The sequence below is a fragment of the Enterobacter sp. UPMP701 genome (assembly GCF_053709515.1).
This window is the reverse complement of record NZ_JBSKJN010000009.1, coordinates 19,934-36,173: the sequence shown is the minus strand read 5'-3', so window position 1 is coordinate 36,173 and position 16,240 is coordinate 19,934. Positions and strand designations below refer to the sequence as shown.

The 16,240-nt window shown below is 55.1% G+C and carries 15 protein-coding genes; 10 read left to right on the top strand and 5 right to left on the bottom strand.

Annotation, left to right across the window (positions count from 1 at the left end; translation table 11 throughout):
- The first annotated feature begins 52 nt into the window (after positions 1-52).
- From murC to mutT, 9 genes are all read left to right on the top strand, one after another.
- On the top strand, positions 53-1,528 hold the full coding sequence (murC, locus tag ACWKXT_RS17650; protein ID WP_119916037.1) for a UDP-N-acetylmuramate--L-alanine ligase: 1,476 nt from the start codon (positions 53-55) through the stop codon (positions 1,526-1,528).
- Positions 1,521-2,441 (top strand): D-alanine--D-alanine ligase, encoded by a 921-nt coding sequence (locus ACWKXT_RS17645; protein ID WP_454533029.1) that lies wholly within the window; start codon positions 1,521-1,523, stop codon positions 2,439-2,441. The genes murC and ACWKXT_RS17645 overlap by 8 nt, the downstream gene beginning before the upstream one ends.
- 1 nt (position 2,442) lies before the next feature.
- On the top strand, positions 2,443-3,285 hold the full coding sequence (gene ftsQ, locus ACWKXT_RS17640; RefSeq protein ID WP_116342512.1) for a cell division protein FtsQ: 843 nt from the start codon (positions 2,443-2,445) through the stop codon (positions 3,283-3,285).
- Positions 3,282-4,538: a cell division protein FtsA gene (gene ftsA / locus ACWKXT_RS17635; RefSeq protein WP_006173845.1), complete on the top strand. Its 1,257-nt coding sequence runs from the start codon at positions 3,282-3,284 to the stop codon at positions 4,536-4,538. Before ftsQ ends, ftsA begins: the two co-directional genes overlap by 4 nt.
- A gap of 63 nt (positions 4,539-4,601) precedes the next feature.
- Positions 4,602-5,753 carry a cell division protein FtsZ gene (gene ftsZ, locus ACWKXT_RS17630; RefSeq protein WP_008501978.1) on the top strand — a complete coding sequence of 384 codons (1,152 nt, stop codon included), beginning with the start codon at positions 4,602-4,604 and terminating at the stop codon, positions 5,751-5,753.
- A 101-nt stretch (positions 5,754-5,854) separates the two neighbouring features.
- The gene (lpxC, locus tag ACWKXT_RS17625; protein ID WP_454528350.1) at positions 5,855-6,772 is read left to right on the top strand and encodes a UDP-3-O-acyl-N-acetylglucosamine deacetylase; all 918 of its coding nucleotides are present in this window, start codon (positions 5,855-5,857) and stop codon (positions 6,770-6,772) included.
- 278 nt (positions 6,773-7,050) lie between these two features.
- Positions 7,051-7,554 (top strand): secA translation cis-regulator SecM, encoded by a 504-nt coding sequence (secM, locus tag ACWKXT_RS17620; protein WP_454533028.1) that lies wholly within the window; start codon positions 7,051-7,053, stop codon positions 7,552-7,554.
- Between the two features lie 59 nt (positions 7,555-7,613).
- Positions 7,614-10,319: a preprotein translocase subunit SecA gene (gene secA / locus ACWKXT_RS17615; protein ID WP_454533027.1), complete on the top strand. Its 2,706-nt coding sequence runs from the start codon at positions 7,614-7,616 to the stop codon at positions 10,317-10,319.
- A 56-nt stretch (positions 10,320-10,375) separates the two neighbouring features.
- Positions 10,376-10,765, top strand: a complete 390-nt coding sequence (gene mutT, locus ACWKXT_RS17610; protein WP_454528347.1) for an 8-oxo-dGTP diphosphatase MutT — start codon at positions 10,376-10,378, stop codon at positions 10,763-10,765.
- A gap of 37 nt (positions 10,766-10,802) precedes the next feature.
- On the opposite strand, the gene yacG is transcribed toward mutT, so the two are convergent.
- From yacG to coaE, 3 genes are read right to left on the bottom strand one after another with little or no spacing between them, the layout of a single operon-like run.
- Entirely contained in the window at positions 10,803-10,997 is a 195-nt protein-coding gene (gene yacG, locus ACWKXT_RS17605; protein ID WP_265195047.1) for a DNA gyrase inhibitor YacG, read from the bottom strand.
- A gap of 9 nt (positions 10,998-11,006) precedes the next feature.
- Entirely contained in the window at positions 11,007-11,750 is a 744-nt protein-coding gene (zapD, locus tag ACWKXT_RS17600) for a cell division protein ZapD (protein WP_454528346.1), read from the bottom strand.
- On the bottom strand, positions 11,750-12,370 hold the full coding sequence (gene coaE, locus ACWKXT_RS17595) for a dephospho-CoA kinase (RefSeq protein ID WP_454533026.1): 621 nt from the start codon (positions 12,368-12,370) through the stop codon (positions 11,750-11,752). Before coaE ends, zapD begins: the two co-directional genes overlap by 1 nt.
- A 225-nt stretch (positions 12,371-12,595) precedes the next feature.
- On the opposite strand from coaE, the gene ACWKXT_RS17590 reads away from it, so the two are divergent.
- Positions 12,596-13,639, top strand: coding sequence for a GMP reductase (locus ACWKXT_RS17590; protein ID WP_454528344.1), 1,044 nt, complete (start codon positions 12,596-12,598; stop codon positions 13,637-13,639).
- Positions 13,640-13,680: 41 nt separating this feature from the next.
- Here the strand turns inward: ACWKXT_RS17590 and hofC are convergent, their stop codons facing one another.
- A complete protein-coding gene (gene hofC / locus ACWKXT_RS17585; RefSeq protein WP_454533025.1) occupies positions 13,681-14,865 on the bottom strand; it encodes a protein transport protein HofC in 1,185 nt (394 codons plus the stop codon).
- Positions 14,855-16,237, bottom strand: coding sequence for a type II secretion system protein GspE (gene gspE / locus ACWKXT_RS17580; protein ID WP_454533024.1), 1,383 nt, complete (start codon positions 16,235-16,237; stop codon positions 14,855-14,857). The genes hofC and gspE overlap by 11 nt, the downstream gene beginning before the upstream one ends.
- Positions 16,238-16,240 lie beyond the last annotated feature (3 nt).

Below are 16,240 nucleotides of genomic sequence, written 5' to 3'. Positions count from 1 at the left end.
CGCAGCGCGTGAAGCGCGGCACGAATTTTAAGTAGTCGATGGCGTTTAGAGAATGAATACACAACAACTGGCAAAACTGCGTTCAATCGTGCCCGAGATGCGTCGCGTCCGGCACATTCACTTTGTTGGCATCGGTGGTGCTGGCATGGGCGGTATTGCCGAAGTGTTAGCTAACGAAGGCTATCAGATCAGCGGGTCTGACCTGGCGCCAAACCCTGTAACGCAGCAGCTGGCGTCGCTTGGGGCGACTATCTATTTCAACCATCGCCCGGAAAACGTGCGCGATGCGAGCGTGGTGGTGGTCTCCAGCGCCATCTCCTCTGACAACCCGGAAATCGTTGCCGCGCATGAAGCGCGCATTCCGGTGATCCGCCGCGCAGAAATGCTGGCGGAACTGATGCGTTTCCGCCACGGCATCGCGATTGCCGGGACGCATGGCAAAACCACGACTACGGCGATGGTCTCCAGTATTTATGCAGAAGCGGGTCTCGACCCGACGTTCGTCAACGGCGGTCTGGTAAAAGCCGCAGGTGTGCATGCGCGTCTGGGCCACAGCCGTTATCTGATTGCGGAAGCGGATGAGAGCGACGCGTCGTTCCTGCACCTGCAGCCGATGGTGGCGATTGTCACCAATATCGAAGCTGACCATATGGATACCTACCAGGGTGACTTCGAGAACTTAAAGCAGACCTTTATCAACTTCCTGCATAACCTGCCGTTCTACGGACGCGCGGTGATGTGCGTGGACGACCCGGTGATCCGCGAGCTGCTGCCGCGCGTCGGGCGTCAAATCACCACTTACGGCTTTAGCGACGATGCTGACGTCCGCGTGGAAGAGTACAAACAGATTGGTGCGCAGGGGCATTTCACTCTGGCGCGTCAGGACAAAGAGCTGCTGCACGTCACGCTGAATGCGCCAGGACGCCATAACGCGCTCAATGCCGCAGCGGCAGTGGCCGTTGCGACGGAAGAAGGCATTGATGATGAGGCGATCCTGCGCGCGCTGGAAAGCTTCCAGGGCACGGGCCGTCGTTTCGATTTCCTCGGCGAGTTCCCGCTGGACGCGGTGAACGGTAAGCCAGGCACCGCCATGCTGGTGGACGACTATGGTCACCACCCAACCGAGGTGGATGCGACGATTAAAGCGGCACGTGCGGGCTGGCCGGAGAAGAATCTGGTGATGATCTTCCAGCCGCACCGCTTCACGCGTACCCGCGATCTGTATGACGATTTCGCCAGCGTGCTGTCGCAGGTCGATACCCTGCTGATGCTGGACGTTTACGCCGCAGGCGAAACGCCGATCCCGGGCGCGGACAGCCGTTCCCTGTGTCGTACCATCCGCGGGCGCGGTAAAGTGGACCCAATTCTCGTTTCTGACCCGGCTCAGGTGGCGGAAATTCTGGCACCGGTCCTGACCGGCAACGATCTCATTCTGATTCAGGGGGCGGGAAATATCGGCAAAATCGCCCGTACCTTAGCTGAAATCAAACTGAAGCCGCAAAACCAGGAGGATGAGCATCATGGCTGATAAGATTGCTGTCCTGTCTGGCGGCACCTCCGCTGAGCGCGAGGTTTCGCTGAATTCCGGCGCTGCCGTACTGGCGGGCCTGCGTGAAGGTGGCGTAGACGCGCATCCGGTCGATCCAAAAGAGATCGACGTAACGCAATTAAAGGCGATGGGCTTCGATAAAGTCTTTATCGCGTTACATGGTCGTGGCGGTGAAGACGGAACCCTGCAGGGACTTCTGGATTTGATCGGCATGCCCTACACCGGCAGCGGCGTGATGGCATCCGCTATCTCTATGGATAAACTGCGCAGTAAGTTACTCTGGCAGGGGGCGGGTTTACCCGTTGCGCCGTGGGTGGCACTGACGCGCAGCGAATTTGAATTGGGCCTGTCGGACAGCGTTAATGCACGCATTGCGGCACTGGGCTTACCGGTTATTGTAAAGCCGAGCCGTGAAGGGTCGAGCGTGGGGATGTCCAAAGTCGATAAAGCTGTCGATTTAGCGTCCGCTTTAGCGTTGGCATTTCAACATGATGAAGAAGTTCTGATTGAAAAATGGCTCAGCGGCCCGGAATTTACCGTCGCGATGCTCGGTGAAGAAATTTTACCATCGATTCGCATCCAACCTGCTGGCGTCTTCTATGATTATGAGGCGAAGTATCTCTCTGACGAGACGCAATATTTCTGTCCATCTGGTCTTGAAGACGAGCGTGAAGCCGAATTACAGTCTCTGGTGCTTAAAGCCTGGAATGTTCTGGGCTGCAGCGGCTGGGGACGCATTGATGTGATGCAGGATAAAGAAGGGCAATTTTATCTGCTGGAAGCAAACACCTCTCCAGGCATGACCAGCCACAGCCTTGTGCCGATGGCCGCGCGTCAGGCGGGAATGAGCTTCTCGCAGTTAGTCGTACGTATTCTGGACCAGGCGGGCTGATATGTCTCAGGCTGCATTGAACACGCGCAACCGCGATGACGAAGAAGAATACACTTCTTCACGCCGGAGTAATGGAACGCGTCTTGCAGGGATAATTTTCCTGCTCGGGGTGCTGTGCACCGTGTTTATCAGCGGCTGGATGGTGCTGGGCTGGATGGAAGATGCGCAGCGCCTGCCGCTGTCCAAGCTGGTGGTGACCGGCGAGCGTCACTACACGCGTAACGATGATATTCGCCAGTCTATTCTGGCGCTGGGATCGCCTGGCACCTTTATGACGCAGGACGTCAATATTATCCAGAGCCAGATTGAACGTCTGCCATGGATAAAACAGGCGAGTGTCAGAAAGCAATGGCCTGATGAATTGAAGATTCATCTGGTTGAATATGTGCCCATTGCGCGTTGGAATGATCAGCATATGGTTGACGTAGACGGAAATTCCTTCAGCGTCCCGAGCGATCGTGTCAACAAGCAAAATTTACCGATGTTGTATGGCCCTGAAGGTAGCGAAAACGAAGTATTGCAGGGTTTTCGTGAAATGGGGCAGGTGCTGGCGAAGGACAGGTTTACGTTAAAAGATGCTGCGATGACGGCGCGCCGCTCCTGGCAGTTGACGTTGACGAACGGCATAAAGCTAAACCTGGGACGCGGCGACACAATGAAACGTCTGGCGCGTTTTGTAGAACTTTACCCGGTTTTACAGCAGCAGGCACAGACGGACGGCAAACGGATAAGCTACGTTGATTTGCGCTATGACTCAGGCGCAGCAGTCGGTTGGGAGCCGGCTCCGGTCGAGGAACCTAATCAGCAACAGAATCAGGCACAGGTACAGGCAGAACAACAATGATCAAGGCGACGGACAGAAAACTGGTAGTTGGACTGGAGATTGGCACCGCGAAGGTTGCCGCTTTAGTAGGGGAAGTTCTGCCCGACGGTATGGTCAATATCATTGGCGTGGGCAGTTGCCCGTCCCGTGGTATGGATAAAGGTGGGGTAAACGATCTTGAGTCGGTGGTGAAATGCGTACAGCGCGCCATCGATCAGGCTGAATTAATGGCAGATTGCCAGATTTCTTCTGTCTATCTGGCCCTTTCTGGCAAGCATATTAGCTGCCAGAACGAAATCGGTATGGTGCCGATTTCCGAAGAAGAAGTGACGCAGGAAGACGTTGAGAATGTTGTGCATACGGCGAAGTCCGTGCGCGTGCGCGATGAGCATCGCGTGCTGCACGTGATCCCGCAGGAATATGCGATCGACTACCAGGAAGGGATCAAGAACCCGGTTGGTCTGTCTGGCGTGCGTATGCAGGCAAAAGTGCACCTGATCACATGTCACAACGATATGGCGAAGAACATTGTAAAAGCCGTTGAACGTTGTGGCCTGAAAGTTGACCAACTTATTTTCGCCGGTCTGGCGGCAAGTTATTCCGTGCTGACCGAAGACGAACGTGAACTGGGTGTCTGTGTGGTCGATATTGGTGGTGGTACAATGGACATGGCTGTGTATACCGGCGGTGCGCTGCGCCACACCAAAGTGATCCCGTACGCAGGGAACGTTGTGACCAGCGATATTGCTTACGCTTTTGGTACGCCACCGAGCGATGCAGAAGCGATTAAAGTGCGCCACGGCTGTGCGCTGGGTTCCATTGTTGGCAAAGATGAGAGCGTTGAAGTGCCGAGCGTGGGCGGCCGTCCGCCGCGCAGCCTGCAGCGCCAGACGTTGGCAGAGGTGATTGAGCCGCGCTATACCGAGCTGCTCAATCTGGTCAACGAAGAAATTTTACAGTTACAGGAACAGCTTCGTCAGCAGGGTGTTAAGCATCATCTTGCGGCGGGGATTGTATTAACCGGCGGTGCAGCGCAAATTGAAGGTCTTGCGGCCTGTGCTCAGCGCGTGTTCCATACGCAGGTGCGTATTGGTGCGCCGCTGAATATTACCGGTTTAACGGATTACGCTCAGGAGCCGTACTATTCAACGGCAGTGGGCCTGCTCCATTACGGGAAGGAATCTCATCTCAGTGGTGAAGCAGAAGTGGAAAAACGCGTTTCAGTAGGGTCGTGGGTCAAACGACTGAACAACTGGCTGCGAAAAGAGTTTTAATTTTTTTAAGAGACCGGAGAGAATTAGCGGTCTCGGGCGACAGGCACAACGGAGAGAGAAATTATGTTTGAACCTATGGAACTGACCAACGACGCGGTGATTAAAGTCATCGGCGTCGGTGGCGGCGGCGGTAACGCCGTAGAGCATATGGTGCGTGAACGCATTGAAGGTGTTGAATTCTTTGCAGTTAACACCGATGCGCAGGCACTGCGTAAAACGGCAGTTGGCCAGACTATCCAGATCGGCGGTGGCATCACCAAAGGGCTGGGCGCTGGGGCTAACCCGGAAGTCGGTCGCAACGCGGCTGAAGAAGATCGTGAAGCCCTGCGTGCTGCACTGGAAGGTGCGGACATGGTCTTCATCGCAGCTGGCATGGGCGGCGGTACCGGTACCGGTGCAGCACCTGTTGTGGCTGAAGTGGCAAAAGATTTAGGTATCCTGACCGTTGCTGTCGTGACCAAGCCTTTCAACTTCGAAGGTAAGAAGCGTATGGCCTTCGCGGAGCAGGGTATCACCGAGCTGTCCAAGCATGTGGACTCGCTGATTACCATCCCGAACGACAAACTGCTGAAAGTTCTGGGGCGCGGTATCTCTCTGCTGGATGCTTTCGGTGCAGCAAACGACGTGCTGAAAGGCGCGGTTCAGGGGATCGCTGAACTGATTACCCGTCCTGGCCTGATGAACGTTGACTTTGCAGACGTTCGCACCGTGATGTCCGAAATGGGCTACGCGATGATGGGCTCTGGCGTGGCAAGCGGTGAAGACCGTGCGGAAGAAGCGGCTGAAATGGCGATCTCTTCTCCGCTGCTGGAAGATATCGATCTGTCTGGCGCGCGCGGCGTGCTGGTCAACATTACCGCTGGCTTTGACCTGCGTCTGGACGAGTTCGAAACCGTGGGTAACACCATCCGTGCTTTCGCCTCTGACAATGCGACCGTGGTAATCGGTACCTCCCTTGACCCGGAAATGAACGACGAGCTGCGTGTTACCGTTGTAGCGACCGGTATCGGTATGGACAAGCGTCCTGAGATCACCCTCGTGACCAACAAGCAGACTCAGCAACCGGTAATGGATCGTTACCAGCAGCACGGTATGTCTCCTCTGACTCAGGAGCAGAAACCGGCCGCGAAAGTAGTGAACGACCCAACGCCGCAAACGGCGAAAGAGCCAGATTATCTGGACATCCCGGCGTTCCTGCGTAAGCAAGCTGACTAAGAATTGGCTGGAATTTGGGGATTTGCGCTCTTTGTGCTAAACTGGCCCACCGTTAGTGATATACACTCTCGGTTGGATAGTTAATTTGGCGAGATTATACGATGATCAAACAAAGGACACTTAAACGTATCGTTCAGGCGACGGGTGTCGGTTTACATACCGGCAAGAAAGTCACGCTGACGTTACGCCCTGCGCCGGCCAATACCGGGGTCATCTATCGTCGCACCGACTTGAATCCACCGGTAGATTTTCCGGCCGATGCCAAATCTGTGCGTGATACTATGCTCTGTACTTGTCTGGTGAACGAGCATGACGTGCGGATTTCTACCGTAGAGCACCTGAACGCCGCCCTGGCGGGTCTGGGTATCGACAACATTATTGTTGAAGTCGATGCGCCAGAAATCCCGATTATGGATGGCAGTGCTGCTCCGTTCGTTTATCTGTTGCTGGATGCCGGCATCGAAGAACTGAACTGCGCGAAGAAATTTGTTCGCATCAAAGAGACCGTTCGTGTCGAAGATGGCGACAAGTGGGCTGAATTCAAACCGTACAATGGTTTCTCGTTGGACTTTACCATCGACTTTAACCATCCGGCGATTGACTCCAGTACCCAGCGCTATGCGATGAACTTCTCTGCTGATGCGTTTATGCGCCAGATCAGCCGCGCACGTACGTTTGGCTTCATGCGTGATATCGAATATCTGCAGTCCCGCGGCCTGTGCCTGGGCGGCAGCTTCGATTGTGCCATCGTTGTTGACGATTATCGCGTACTGAACGAAGACGGCCTGCGTTTTGAAGATGAATTCGTCCGTCACAAAATGCTGGATGCGATCGGCGACCTGTTTATGTGTGGTCACAACATCATTGGTGCATTTACCGCGTTCAAATCCGGTCATGCACTGAACAACAAACTGTTGCAGGCTGTCCTGGCAAAACAGGAAGCCTGGGAATATGTGACCTTTGAAGACGAAGCTGAACTGCCGCTGGCCTTCAAAGCACCAAACACGGTTCTGGCGTAACGGTCTATACCGTTCGTAAAAAATCGACTGGTTAACCTGGTACTCTCTCCGACCAGGGAGACCAGTCGTTTTTATTTTTATCCCTCTTTAACGACTCCAGCTTCTTTTCTTAATTACCCTGCGCAGAAAATCTGTGCGTTAGCTGCATTCTTGACCGTTTTTCCCTGCGGCAGGACGTCATTCCTGCTGCTGTGTATTGGCTTTAGTGGTAATATCTGGGCGCTAAAAAAGAATAACTGACTTCAGCCTGTAACAGGCTGGCTTATGTGGTGGAGCAGGTGAGCGGAATACTGACGCGCTGGCGACAATTTGGCAGACGTTACTTCTGGCCGCATCTCTTATTAGGGATGGTCGCGGCGAGTCTCGGCTTGCCTGCGCTCAGCAACAGCGCGGAAGCGGCGACGCCAGCACGTTCCACGACGACCAAACACGATCTCTCGACGCGGGTTAACTTTACTAACCTCGCATGGCTTGAAGCCAGTCGTCGTCCAAATTTCTCCGTTGATTACTGGCAGCAACACGCCATCCGCACGGTTATCCGTCATCTTTCGTTCGCGATGGCGCCGCAGACGATGCCTGCTGCGGAAGAAACGCTGCCGGTCCAGGCTCAGCATCTTGCCCTGCTCGATACGCTTAATGCGCTTCTGACGCAGGACAACCAGCCGCCTGTAACCGTGAGCCAGACGGCACAAATCGGGTTTGTTCCCCCAGCATCATTCTCCATTTCAACGTGGATTAGCCAGGCTCACGGCATCCGTGCCGGGCCACAACGCCTCAGCTAAATTAATCCTTTTTCAATACCTTAATTTATCTGCCCATCTGGGGCGTTTGAGAATTTATTATGCTAATCAAATTATTAACCAAAGTTTTTGGTAGTCGTAACGATCGTACTCTGCGCCGTATGCGCAAAGCTGTAAACGTCATCAACGGTATGGAACCGGCGATGGAGAAGCTCTCCGATGACGAGCTGAAAGCGAAAACGGCGGAATTCCGCGCGCGTCTGGAAAAAGGCGAAACCTTAGAAAGCCTGATCCCCGAAGCTTTCGCTGTAGTACGTGAAGCAAGTAAGCGTGTGTTCGGCATGCGCCACTTCGACGTTCAGCTGCTGGGTGGTATGGTGCTCAACGAGCGCTGCATCGCGGAAATGCGTACCGGTGAAGGTAAAACCCTGACCGCAACGCTGCCGGCTTACCTGAATGCGCTGACCGGTAAAGGCGTTCACGTCGTTACCGTCAACGACTATCTGGCGCAGCGTGACGCCGAAAACAACCGCCCACTGTTCGAATTCCTGGGAATGACCGTCGGCATCAACATGTCCGGCCTGCCGGCCCCCGCCAAGCGCGAAGCCTACAACGCGGACATCACCTACGGCACCAACAACGAATACGGCTTCGACTACCTGCGCGACAACATGGCGTTCAGCCCGGAAGAGCGCGTCCAGCGTAAACTGCACTATGCGCTGGTGGATGAGGTTGACTCCATTCTGATCGATGAAGCGCGTACCCCGCTGATCATCTCCGGCCCGGCCGAAGACAGCTCCGAAATGTACCGTAAAGTCGACAAAATCATTCCACACCTGCTGCGTCAGGAGAAAGAAGACTCCGATACCTTCCAGGGTGAAGGCCACTTCTCCGTTGATGAAAAAGCGCGTCAGGTGAACCTGACCGAACGCGGCCTGGTGAAAATTGAAGAGCTGCTGGTGGCTGAAGGCATTATGGAAGAGGGCGAGTCTCTGTACTCCCCGAGCAACATCATGCTGATGCACCACGTGACCGCCGCGCTGCGTGCCCACGCGCTGTTTACCCGCGACGTCGACTACATCGTGAAAGACGGTGAAGTCATCATCGTCGATGAGCACACTGGCCGTACCATGCAGGGCCGTCGCTGGTCTGACGGTCTGCACCAGGCTGTTGAAGCCAAAGAAGGCGTGGATATTCAAAACGAAAACCAGACGCTGGCGTCTATCACCTTCCAGAACTACTTCCGTCTGTACGAGAAGCTGGCAGGGATGACCGGTACTGCTGATACCGAAGCGTTTGAATTCAGCTCCATCTACAAGCTGGATACCGTGGTTGTGCCAACCAACCGTCCAATGATCCGTAAGGATATGCCGGACCTGGTTTATATGACCGAAGCGGAAAAAATTCAGGCGATCATCGAAGACATTCGCGATCGTACCGCAGCAGGCCAGCCGGTGCTGGTGGGGACCATCTCGATTGAGAAATCTGAAGTGGTGTCCAACGAGCTGACCAAAGCGGGCATCAAGCACAACGTTCTGAACGCCAAGTTCCACGCCAAAGAAGCGGATATCGTTGCGCAGGCGGGTTATCCGGCAGCCGTAACCATCGCCACCAACATGGCGGGTCGTGGTACCGATATTATGCTCGGCGGTAGCTGGCAGGCGGAAGTGGCAGAGCTGGAAAACCCAACACCAGAACGGATCGCGCAGATCAAAGCCGACTGGCAGGTACGTCATGATGCCGTTCTGGCATCCGGTGGTCTGCACATCATTGGTACCGAGCGTCACGAATCCCGTCGTATCGATAACCAGCTGCGCGGCCGTGCGGGTCGTCAGGGTGATGCCGGTTCTTCCCGCTTCTATCTGTCTATGGAAGATGCGCTAATGCGTATTTTCGCCTCCGACCGTGTGTCCGGCATGATGCGTAAGCTGGGCATGAAGCCAGGTGAAGCCATTGAGCACCCGTGGGTCACTAAGGCGATTGCCAACGCACAGCGTAAAGTGGAAAGCCGCAACTTCGATATTCGTAAGCAGCTGCTGGAATACGATGACGTTGCCAACGACCAGCGTCGTGCGATCTATACCCAGCGTAACGAACTGCTGGACGTGTCCGACGTGAGTGAAACCATCAACAGCATCCGCGAAGATGTGTTCAAAGCCACCATCGACGCGCATATTCCACCGCAGTCTCTGGAAGAGATGTGGGATGTTGAAGGCCTGCAGGAACGCCTGAAAAACGACTTCGATCTCGATCTGCCAATCAAAGAGTGGCTGGATAAAGAGCCTGAGCTGCATGAAGAGACCCTGCGCGAGCGTATCTACGAAACCGCGCTGGATGTCTACAAGCGTAAGGAAGAAGTGGTTGGCGCTGAGATGATGCGTCACTTCGAAAAAGGCGTAATGTTGCAGACCCTGGACTCCCTGTGGAAAGAGCACCTGGCGGCAATGGACTACCTGCGTCAGGGTATCCACCTGCGTGGCTATGCGCAGAAAGATCCGAAGCAGGAGTACAAGCGTGAATCCTTCTCCATGTTTGCCGCAATGCTGGAGTCACTGAAGTACGAAGTGATCAGCACCCTGAGCAAAGTTCAGGTGCGTATGCCGGAAGAAGTAGAAGCGATGGAGCAGCAGCGTCGTGAAGAAGCTGAGCGTCTGGCGCAGATGCAGCAGCTGAGCCACCAGACTGACGAAAGCGAAGCCGCAGCCGCGATCGCCGCGCAGACCGGCGATCGTAAAGTGGGTCGTAACGATCCGTGCCCGTGTGGTTCCGGTAAAAAATACAAGGCGTGCCACGGCCGCCTGAGCTAAGTTCATAAAAAACGAAAAGGCGCAGAAATCTGCGCCTTTTTTATGGAAGTGACACTATGAAAATACTGCAAATTTCCGTCGGGATTATTCGCAACCCGCAAAACGAAATCTTCATCACCCAGCGCGCTGCCGACGCTCATATGGCGAACAAGTGGGAGTTTCCTGGCGGGAAAATCGAGTCAGGAGAAACGCCGGAACAGGCGCTGGTGCGTGAACTTCAGGAAGAGGTGGGAATAACCCCGCTTGGTGCAACGCTGTTCGACAAGCTCGAATACCAGTTTCCCGATCGTCACATCACGCTGTGGTTCTGGCTGGTAGAAAGCTGGGAAGGTGAACCCTGGGGAAAAGAAGGACAGCCGGGTAACTGGGTGGCGCTTCAGGCCAGTGATGCCGACAAATTCCCGCCTGCCAATGAGCCCGTGATCCTGCGGTTAGCTGCACAATAACAGGCCTGCTAAGCGAAGCGCCAGCAGGCTTTGAACGTTACTGCTGGCTTTCGCTCCAGTCATCGCTATCAGAGAGGTCGCCTTCGCTCGGAATGCGTTTCTCTTCCGCCGCCCATTCGCCCAGGTCAATCAACTGACAGCGCTTGCAGCAGAATGGGCGAAATGGACTCACTTCGCCCCAGACAACGGTTTTGCCACAGGTCGGGCAGCTTACGGTGGTTACGTCTGACATAGGCACTCCTTAACAACAGGCCAGTTCAAAATCGAGGCGTTCCGGCACGGTGCCATTTTCACTGTCCAGCGGCATAAAGCGGATCGCAAAACGGCTTTTATGCCCGGAAATTTGCGGGTAAAGCTGTTCGTCGAGAGACAGGTTCAGGCGCAGCAGATCGGCGTCGTCGCCGTTGTCCTGATAGAAACCGTTGAGACTGGTTTGCTTGCGGAACGGGGCTGAGTTACGCACAAGATCGAGGATGAGTGATAACGTCTGATGCATTGGCTCCAGGCTTCCCAGCCAGCTGTTCACCTGGCGATCGCGCTGTTCCTGAGGCATGTGCAGCCACATATGCAGCGTTGGCAGGTCAAAGCTGCAACATCCACCCGGTATGCTCAGACGCTGGCGCACCAGCGCAATTAAACGATCCTCTCGTAAAAACTGTCCGACGCGCGGTGCGGCCATCAGCGTCGAGCTGCTGTTTTTCAATTGATGACGTAGGGCGTCAATTCGACTTTGGTCAACGCCCGGCACTTCGGCCCAGGCCTGCAATTTACGCTGCTGGCGCTCCAGCTCTTTCAACAGCTCAGTGCGGACATCGCCACGCTCAATCACATCCAGCAGATCGCCTACGTTGCGAAAGAAGTGCAACGCCGTGGCATGATCGTTAACAGGCAGATGTTGTGAAAGCTGCTGGATGAGAAATTCTATGCGCAGCCAGGTACGCATTTTTTCATTAAGCGGATGCTCAAAAAGGATGTGAGTCGACATTATGGTTTTTCCTGTGCAACGGCCTGCGCGGCGAACGACAGATACTGCGCGTGCAGACGGGCAACATCCGATGCAATGGCATCTGGTGCGCCGTTATTATCAATGACATCATCCGCAACGGCAAGGCGCTGAGCGCGCGTGGCCTGAGCGGCAAGAATTTGTTCAGCATGTTCACGCGAGACATGGTCGCGCGTCATGGTTCGCTGGATTTGCGTCTCGGGTGCAACATCAATCACCAGTACCCGATCGGCTTTCTTATGCAGCTGATTTTCAACCAGGAGCGGAACCACCCACAAGACATAAGGCGAGCGGGCTGCGTCTATCTGACGCTGAGTTTCCTGGTGGATAATGGGGTGGAGCAGGGCATTAAGCCAGGCTTTTTCCGCAGAATCGGAAAAAATGCATTCGCGAAGCTGGCGGCGATTCAGTGTGCCATCGGCATTGATGATTGCCTGACCGAAATGGTCTGCGATGGCTTTTAGCGCGGGTGTATTGGGCTCTACCACCTGACGGGCAATGATATCAGCATCAATAATCGCGATGCCGAGACGAGAAAACGCGTCCGCAACGGTGCTTTTGCCACTACCGATGCCGCCGGTTAATGCGACGATATACCCCATTAAATCAAATCCTGGGAATTATTCATTATTAAAATCAGATGCTTAAAAAAACGTGCGACAGCAAATGTTTGGCTCTCTTTACCGGCTTTTTACCAGGTAAATTTATAGGATTGTAGCGCAAAAAAAGAGAATTTCGCAGTCTTGCGGAGCAGGTATTAGTGCGTATGATAGCGTCACTGGAGTTGTGCTTTTAACATATTTGCCTCTAACCCCAGGAATCCGCACATGCGTATCGAAGAAGATCTGAAGTTAGGTTTCAAAGACGTTCTTATCCGCCCTAAACGCTCTACACTGAAAAGTCGCTCAGACGTTGAACTCGAACGTCAATTCACCTTTAAGCATTCCGGTCAGACCTGGTCTGGTGTGCCTGTCATTGCTGCCAACATGGATACGGTTGGTACCTTTGAGATGGCAACGGCGCTGGCTCAGTTCGATATTCTTACCGCGGTTCACAAACACTACACCCCTGAAGAGTGGAATGCGTTTGTTGCCTCGGCGTCTGCTGACGTGGTGAAGCACGTAATGGTTTCTACCGGTACCTCCGATGCCGATTTCGAGAAAACCAAACAGATCCTGAATGCTAACCCGGCGCTTAATTTCGTTTGTATTGATGTGGCGAACGGTTACTCCGAGCACTTCGTGCAGTTCGTCAGCAAGGCGCGCCAGGCCTGGCCGACCAAAACCATCATCGCGGGCAACGTGGTGACCGGGGAAATGTGTGAAGAGCTGATCCTGTCCGGGGCTGATATCGTGAAAGTGGGCATTGGTCCGGGTTCCGTATGCACCACGCGCGTCAAGACCGGCGTCGGTTACCCGCAGCTCTCCGCGGTGATTGAATGTGCCGATGCGGCGCACGGCCTGGGCGGCCAGATCATCAGCGACGGTGGTTGCACCATGCCAGGTGATGTGGCGAAAGCCTTTGGCGGCGGCGCGGACTTCGTGATGCTCGGCGGTATGCTGGCAGGACACGAAGAGAGCGGCGGCACCGTGGTGGAAGAGAACGGCGAAAAATTCATGCTGTTCTACGGTATGAGCTCTGAATCCGCGATGACCCGTCACGTCGGTGGTGTGGCCAAATACCGTGCGGCAGAAGGTAAAACCGTGAAGCTGCCACTGCGCGGTCCGGTTGAAAACACCGCGCGCGATATCCTCGGCGGCCTGCGCTCCGCCTGCACCTACGTTGGCGCCTCACGCCTGAAAGAGCTGACAAAACGCACAACGTTTATCCGCGTTCAGGAGCAGGAAAACCGCGTATTTAATAGCCTGTAATGGCTTTCGCTGGCGCATGTCCGTGCGCCAGCACTGTTGCACTATCCCGCGCTCATCGCATCCCCCAGATGGAAGATTGGCAAATACATTGCCACCACCAGCGTGCCAATGATAACCCCCGTCACAACCAGTAGCAGTGGCTCCAGAAGCGCTGCCAGATTATCGGCTAACTGAAAGGTTTGCTCCGTATGATGACGGGCAAGATTTGCCAGCATCACGTCCAGCGAACCTGACATCTCGCCGGTTCGCAAAAGCTGAATACATAACGGGGTAAACAATGCCGCCTTCTGAAAGGATGACCAGACGGGTAGGCCTTTTTCAATGTCCTCCCGCACACTGCGAAGGATCCCTTGCCAGTATCGGTTTTCAATGGTCTCTTCTGCGCTCTCAAGCCCCTGCAGGAAAGCAATGCCCGCCTGCTGCGTGAGCGACAGCACGGTGAAAATCTGCCCCAGTTTTTGCCCTTTTATCAGCGTTCCCATTACGGGCGTATGCAACAGAATACGCTGCCAGCGAGGATGGTGTCGCAGAGCCCAGACTGCGGTGACAGGAATCAGTAGCAACGCGAACACCGCGAGGGCATATGACTGCATAAAAGCGGTTATCCCCATCACAATTCGCGTCAGCGCCGGAAGCGGAGTATTAAACGTTTTGTAGATCGCGGCAAACTCGGGCAATACGAGGGTGACCATTGCCAGCACGACGAGCGTGGCCAGCATCAGGACGATCGCCGGGTAGCGCAGCGCTTTTTTCACTTTCGCACTGAGCTGCTGCTGCGCTTTTTGCTGCTGTGCAAGCTGACGGCAGCACGCTTCAAGCTTCCCCGTTAGCTCCCCGGTCTTCACCATTGAGATATGCAATGGACTAAAGACCGCTGGCCACCGCTTGAGCGCCTCAGAAAAAGGGCACCCTTCGCTGAGCTCATCGGCAATGCTTTGCAGCAGCGCCCGCCACGGTTCTACTGGATGCTGTTCTGCCAGCATTTGCAGGCTATGCGCAAGCGTCAGGCCAGCCTGCAGAAGCGTTGCAAGCTGGCGAAACATTTCGTAGCAGTGATGTGGCCGCCAGCGGTGTCGCTGAGGGCTCCGGGTTAACGTCAAAGGATGGAGATCGTCACGCATCAGCTTGGTGAAGGCCGCGTTGCGGTCTTCGGCCCAGAGAACCCCGCTTATGGGCTCCCCTTCTTTGGTGAGCGCTCGCCAGCGCCAGATTTGATTAGCAGCCATCGGGCATACCCAGAACACGCACTAACTCCTCCAGCGTGGTCATCCCTTGTTCAACGGCCATACAGCCATGTTCAAACAGCGAGACTAATCCCGCCTGCCGGGCACTGGCTTCTATCACCTCGATTCCTGCTCCGCTGGCAATCGCCTGCCGCAGGGGGGTGTCGATTGCCAGCACTTCAAAAATAGCCACGCGGCCATAAAAACCGTGATAGCAACGCTCGCAGCCTGCGGGTTGCCAGCGTGGAAGCGGCTGCCGCCAAACCGAGCGGGGTAAGTCTGAATGTTCTCCGGTTTTCTGTCGGCAGTGTGGACACAGACGCCGAACCAGTCGCTGGGCAATCACCATCGTGAGCGCGGAAGAGATCATCCACCGCGCGACGCCCATCTGCTCCAGGCGAATGAGGGTTTCCGTCGTTGAGTTGGTGTGCAGCGTCGACAACACCAGATGCCCGGTCTGCGCGGCATTAATGGCGATTTCTGCCGTTTCGCCATCACGAATTTCACCGACCATAATGATGTCTGGATCCTGACGGAGCAGTGCTCTCAGCACGCTCTGGAAGGTTAAGCCCGCGCGGGGGTTAATCTGCGTCTGATTAAGCCCTGCAAGCGGGATCTCAATGGGATCCTCTACGCTGCAGATGTTGACGTCAGGAGTGTTACGCGCCTGCAGCGCACTGTACAGCGTTACGGTTTTGCCGCTGCCCGTTGGGCCGGTGACCAGAATCAGCCCCTGAGGCTGGTGGAGAATCTCATGAAAACAGGCCAGCTGTTGGGCGCTCATACCAAGCGCTTTCGGTTCAAGCGCCTGCTGAACCTGATGCAGCAGCCGCAGCACAATTTTCTCACCACCGCTGCAGGGAAGCGTGGCGATACGAAACGAGACCGGCTCGTTTGTTAGCTCGACCGTAAACTGGCCATCCTGCGGTAAGCGGCGTTCAGCGATATCCAGATTACCCAGCACTTTTAACCGGGCGCTGAGCATCGTCGCCAGCGCAGCGGAAAGAGGTAGCTGTGGGCAAAGTACCCCGTCGATACGTAAGCGGATCTGGCACGCGTGCTCCATCGGTTCGATATGGATATCAGACGCGCGCTGGTTTAATGCCTGCTGCAGCGTGTGGTTGAGGATATCCACCGCGGAGTAGGGTTGCGAAACGACGGGCAGATGCGATTGCGCGGTTAACTGTCGGTGCTTTTCCATGCGTTCAGCGCTCCAGCATTCGATATCAATCCGCTTCTGGGTTGCGAATCGCAGGGCCTCCATCAGTTCAGGCGCGGGGGTTCCCACGACGGCGATGCTAATCATGTCGCTGTCGCTGGTGAGCAGCAGAGCGTGATGGCGAAGACAAAGCGCCACGAGTTGATCGGTATTCATTAT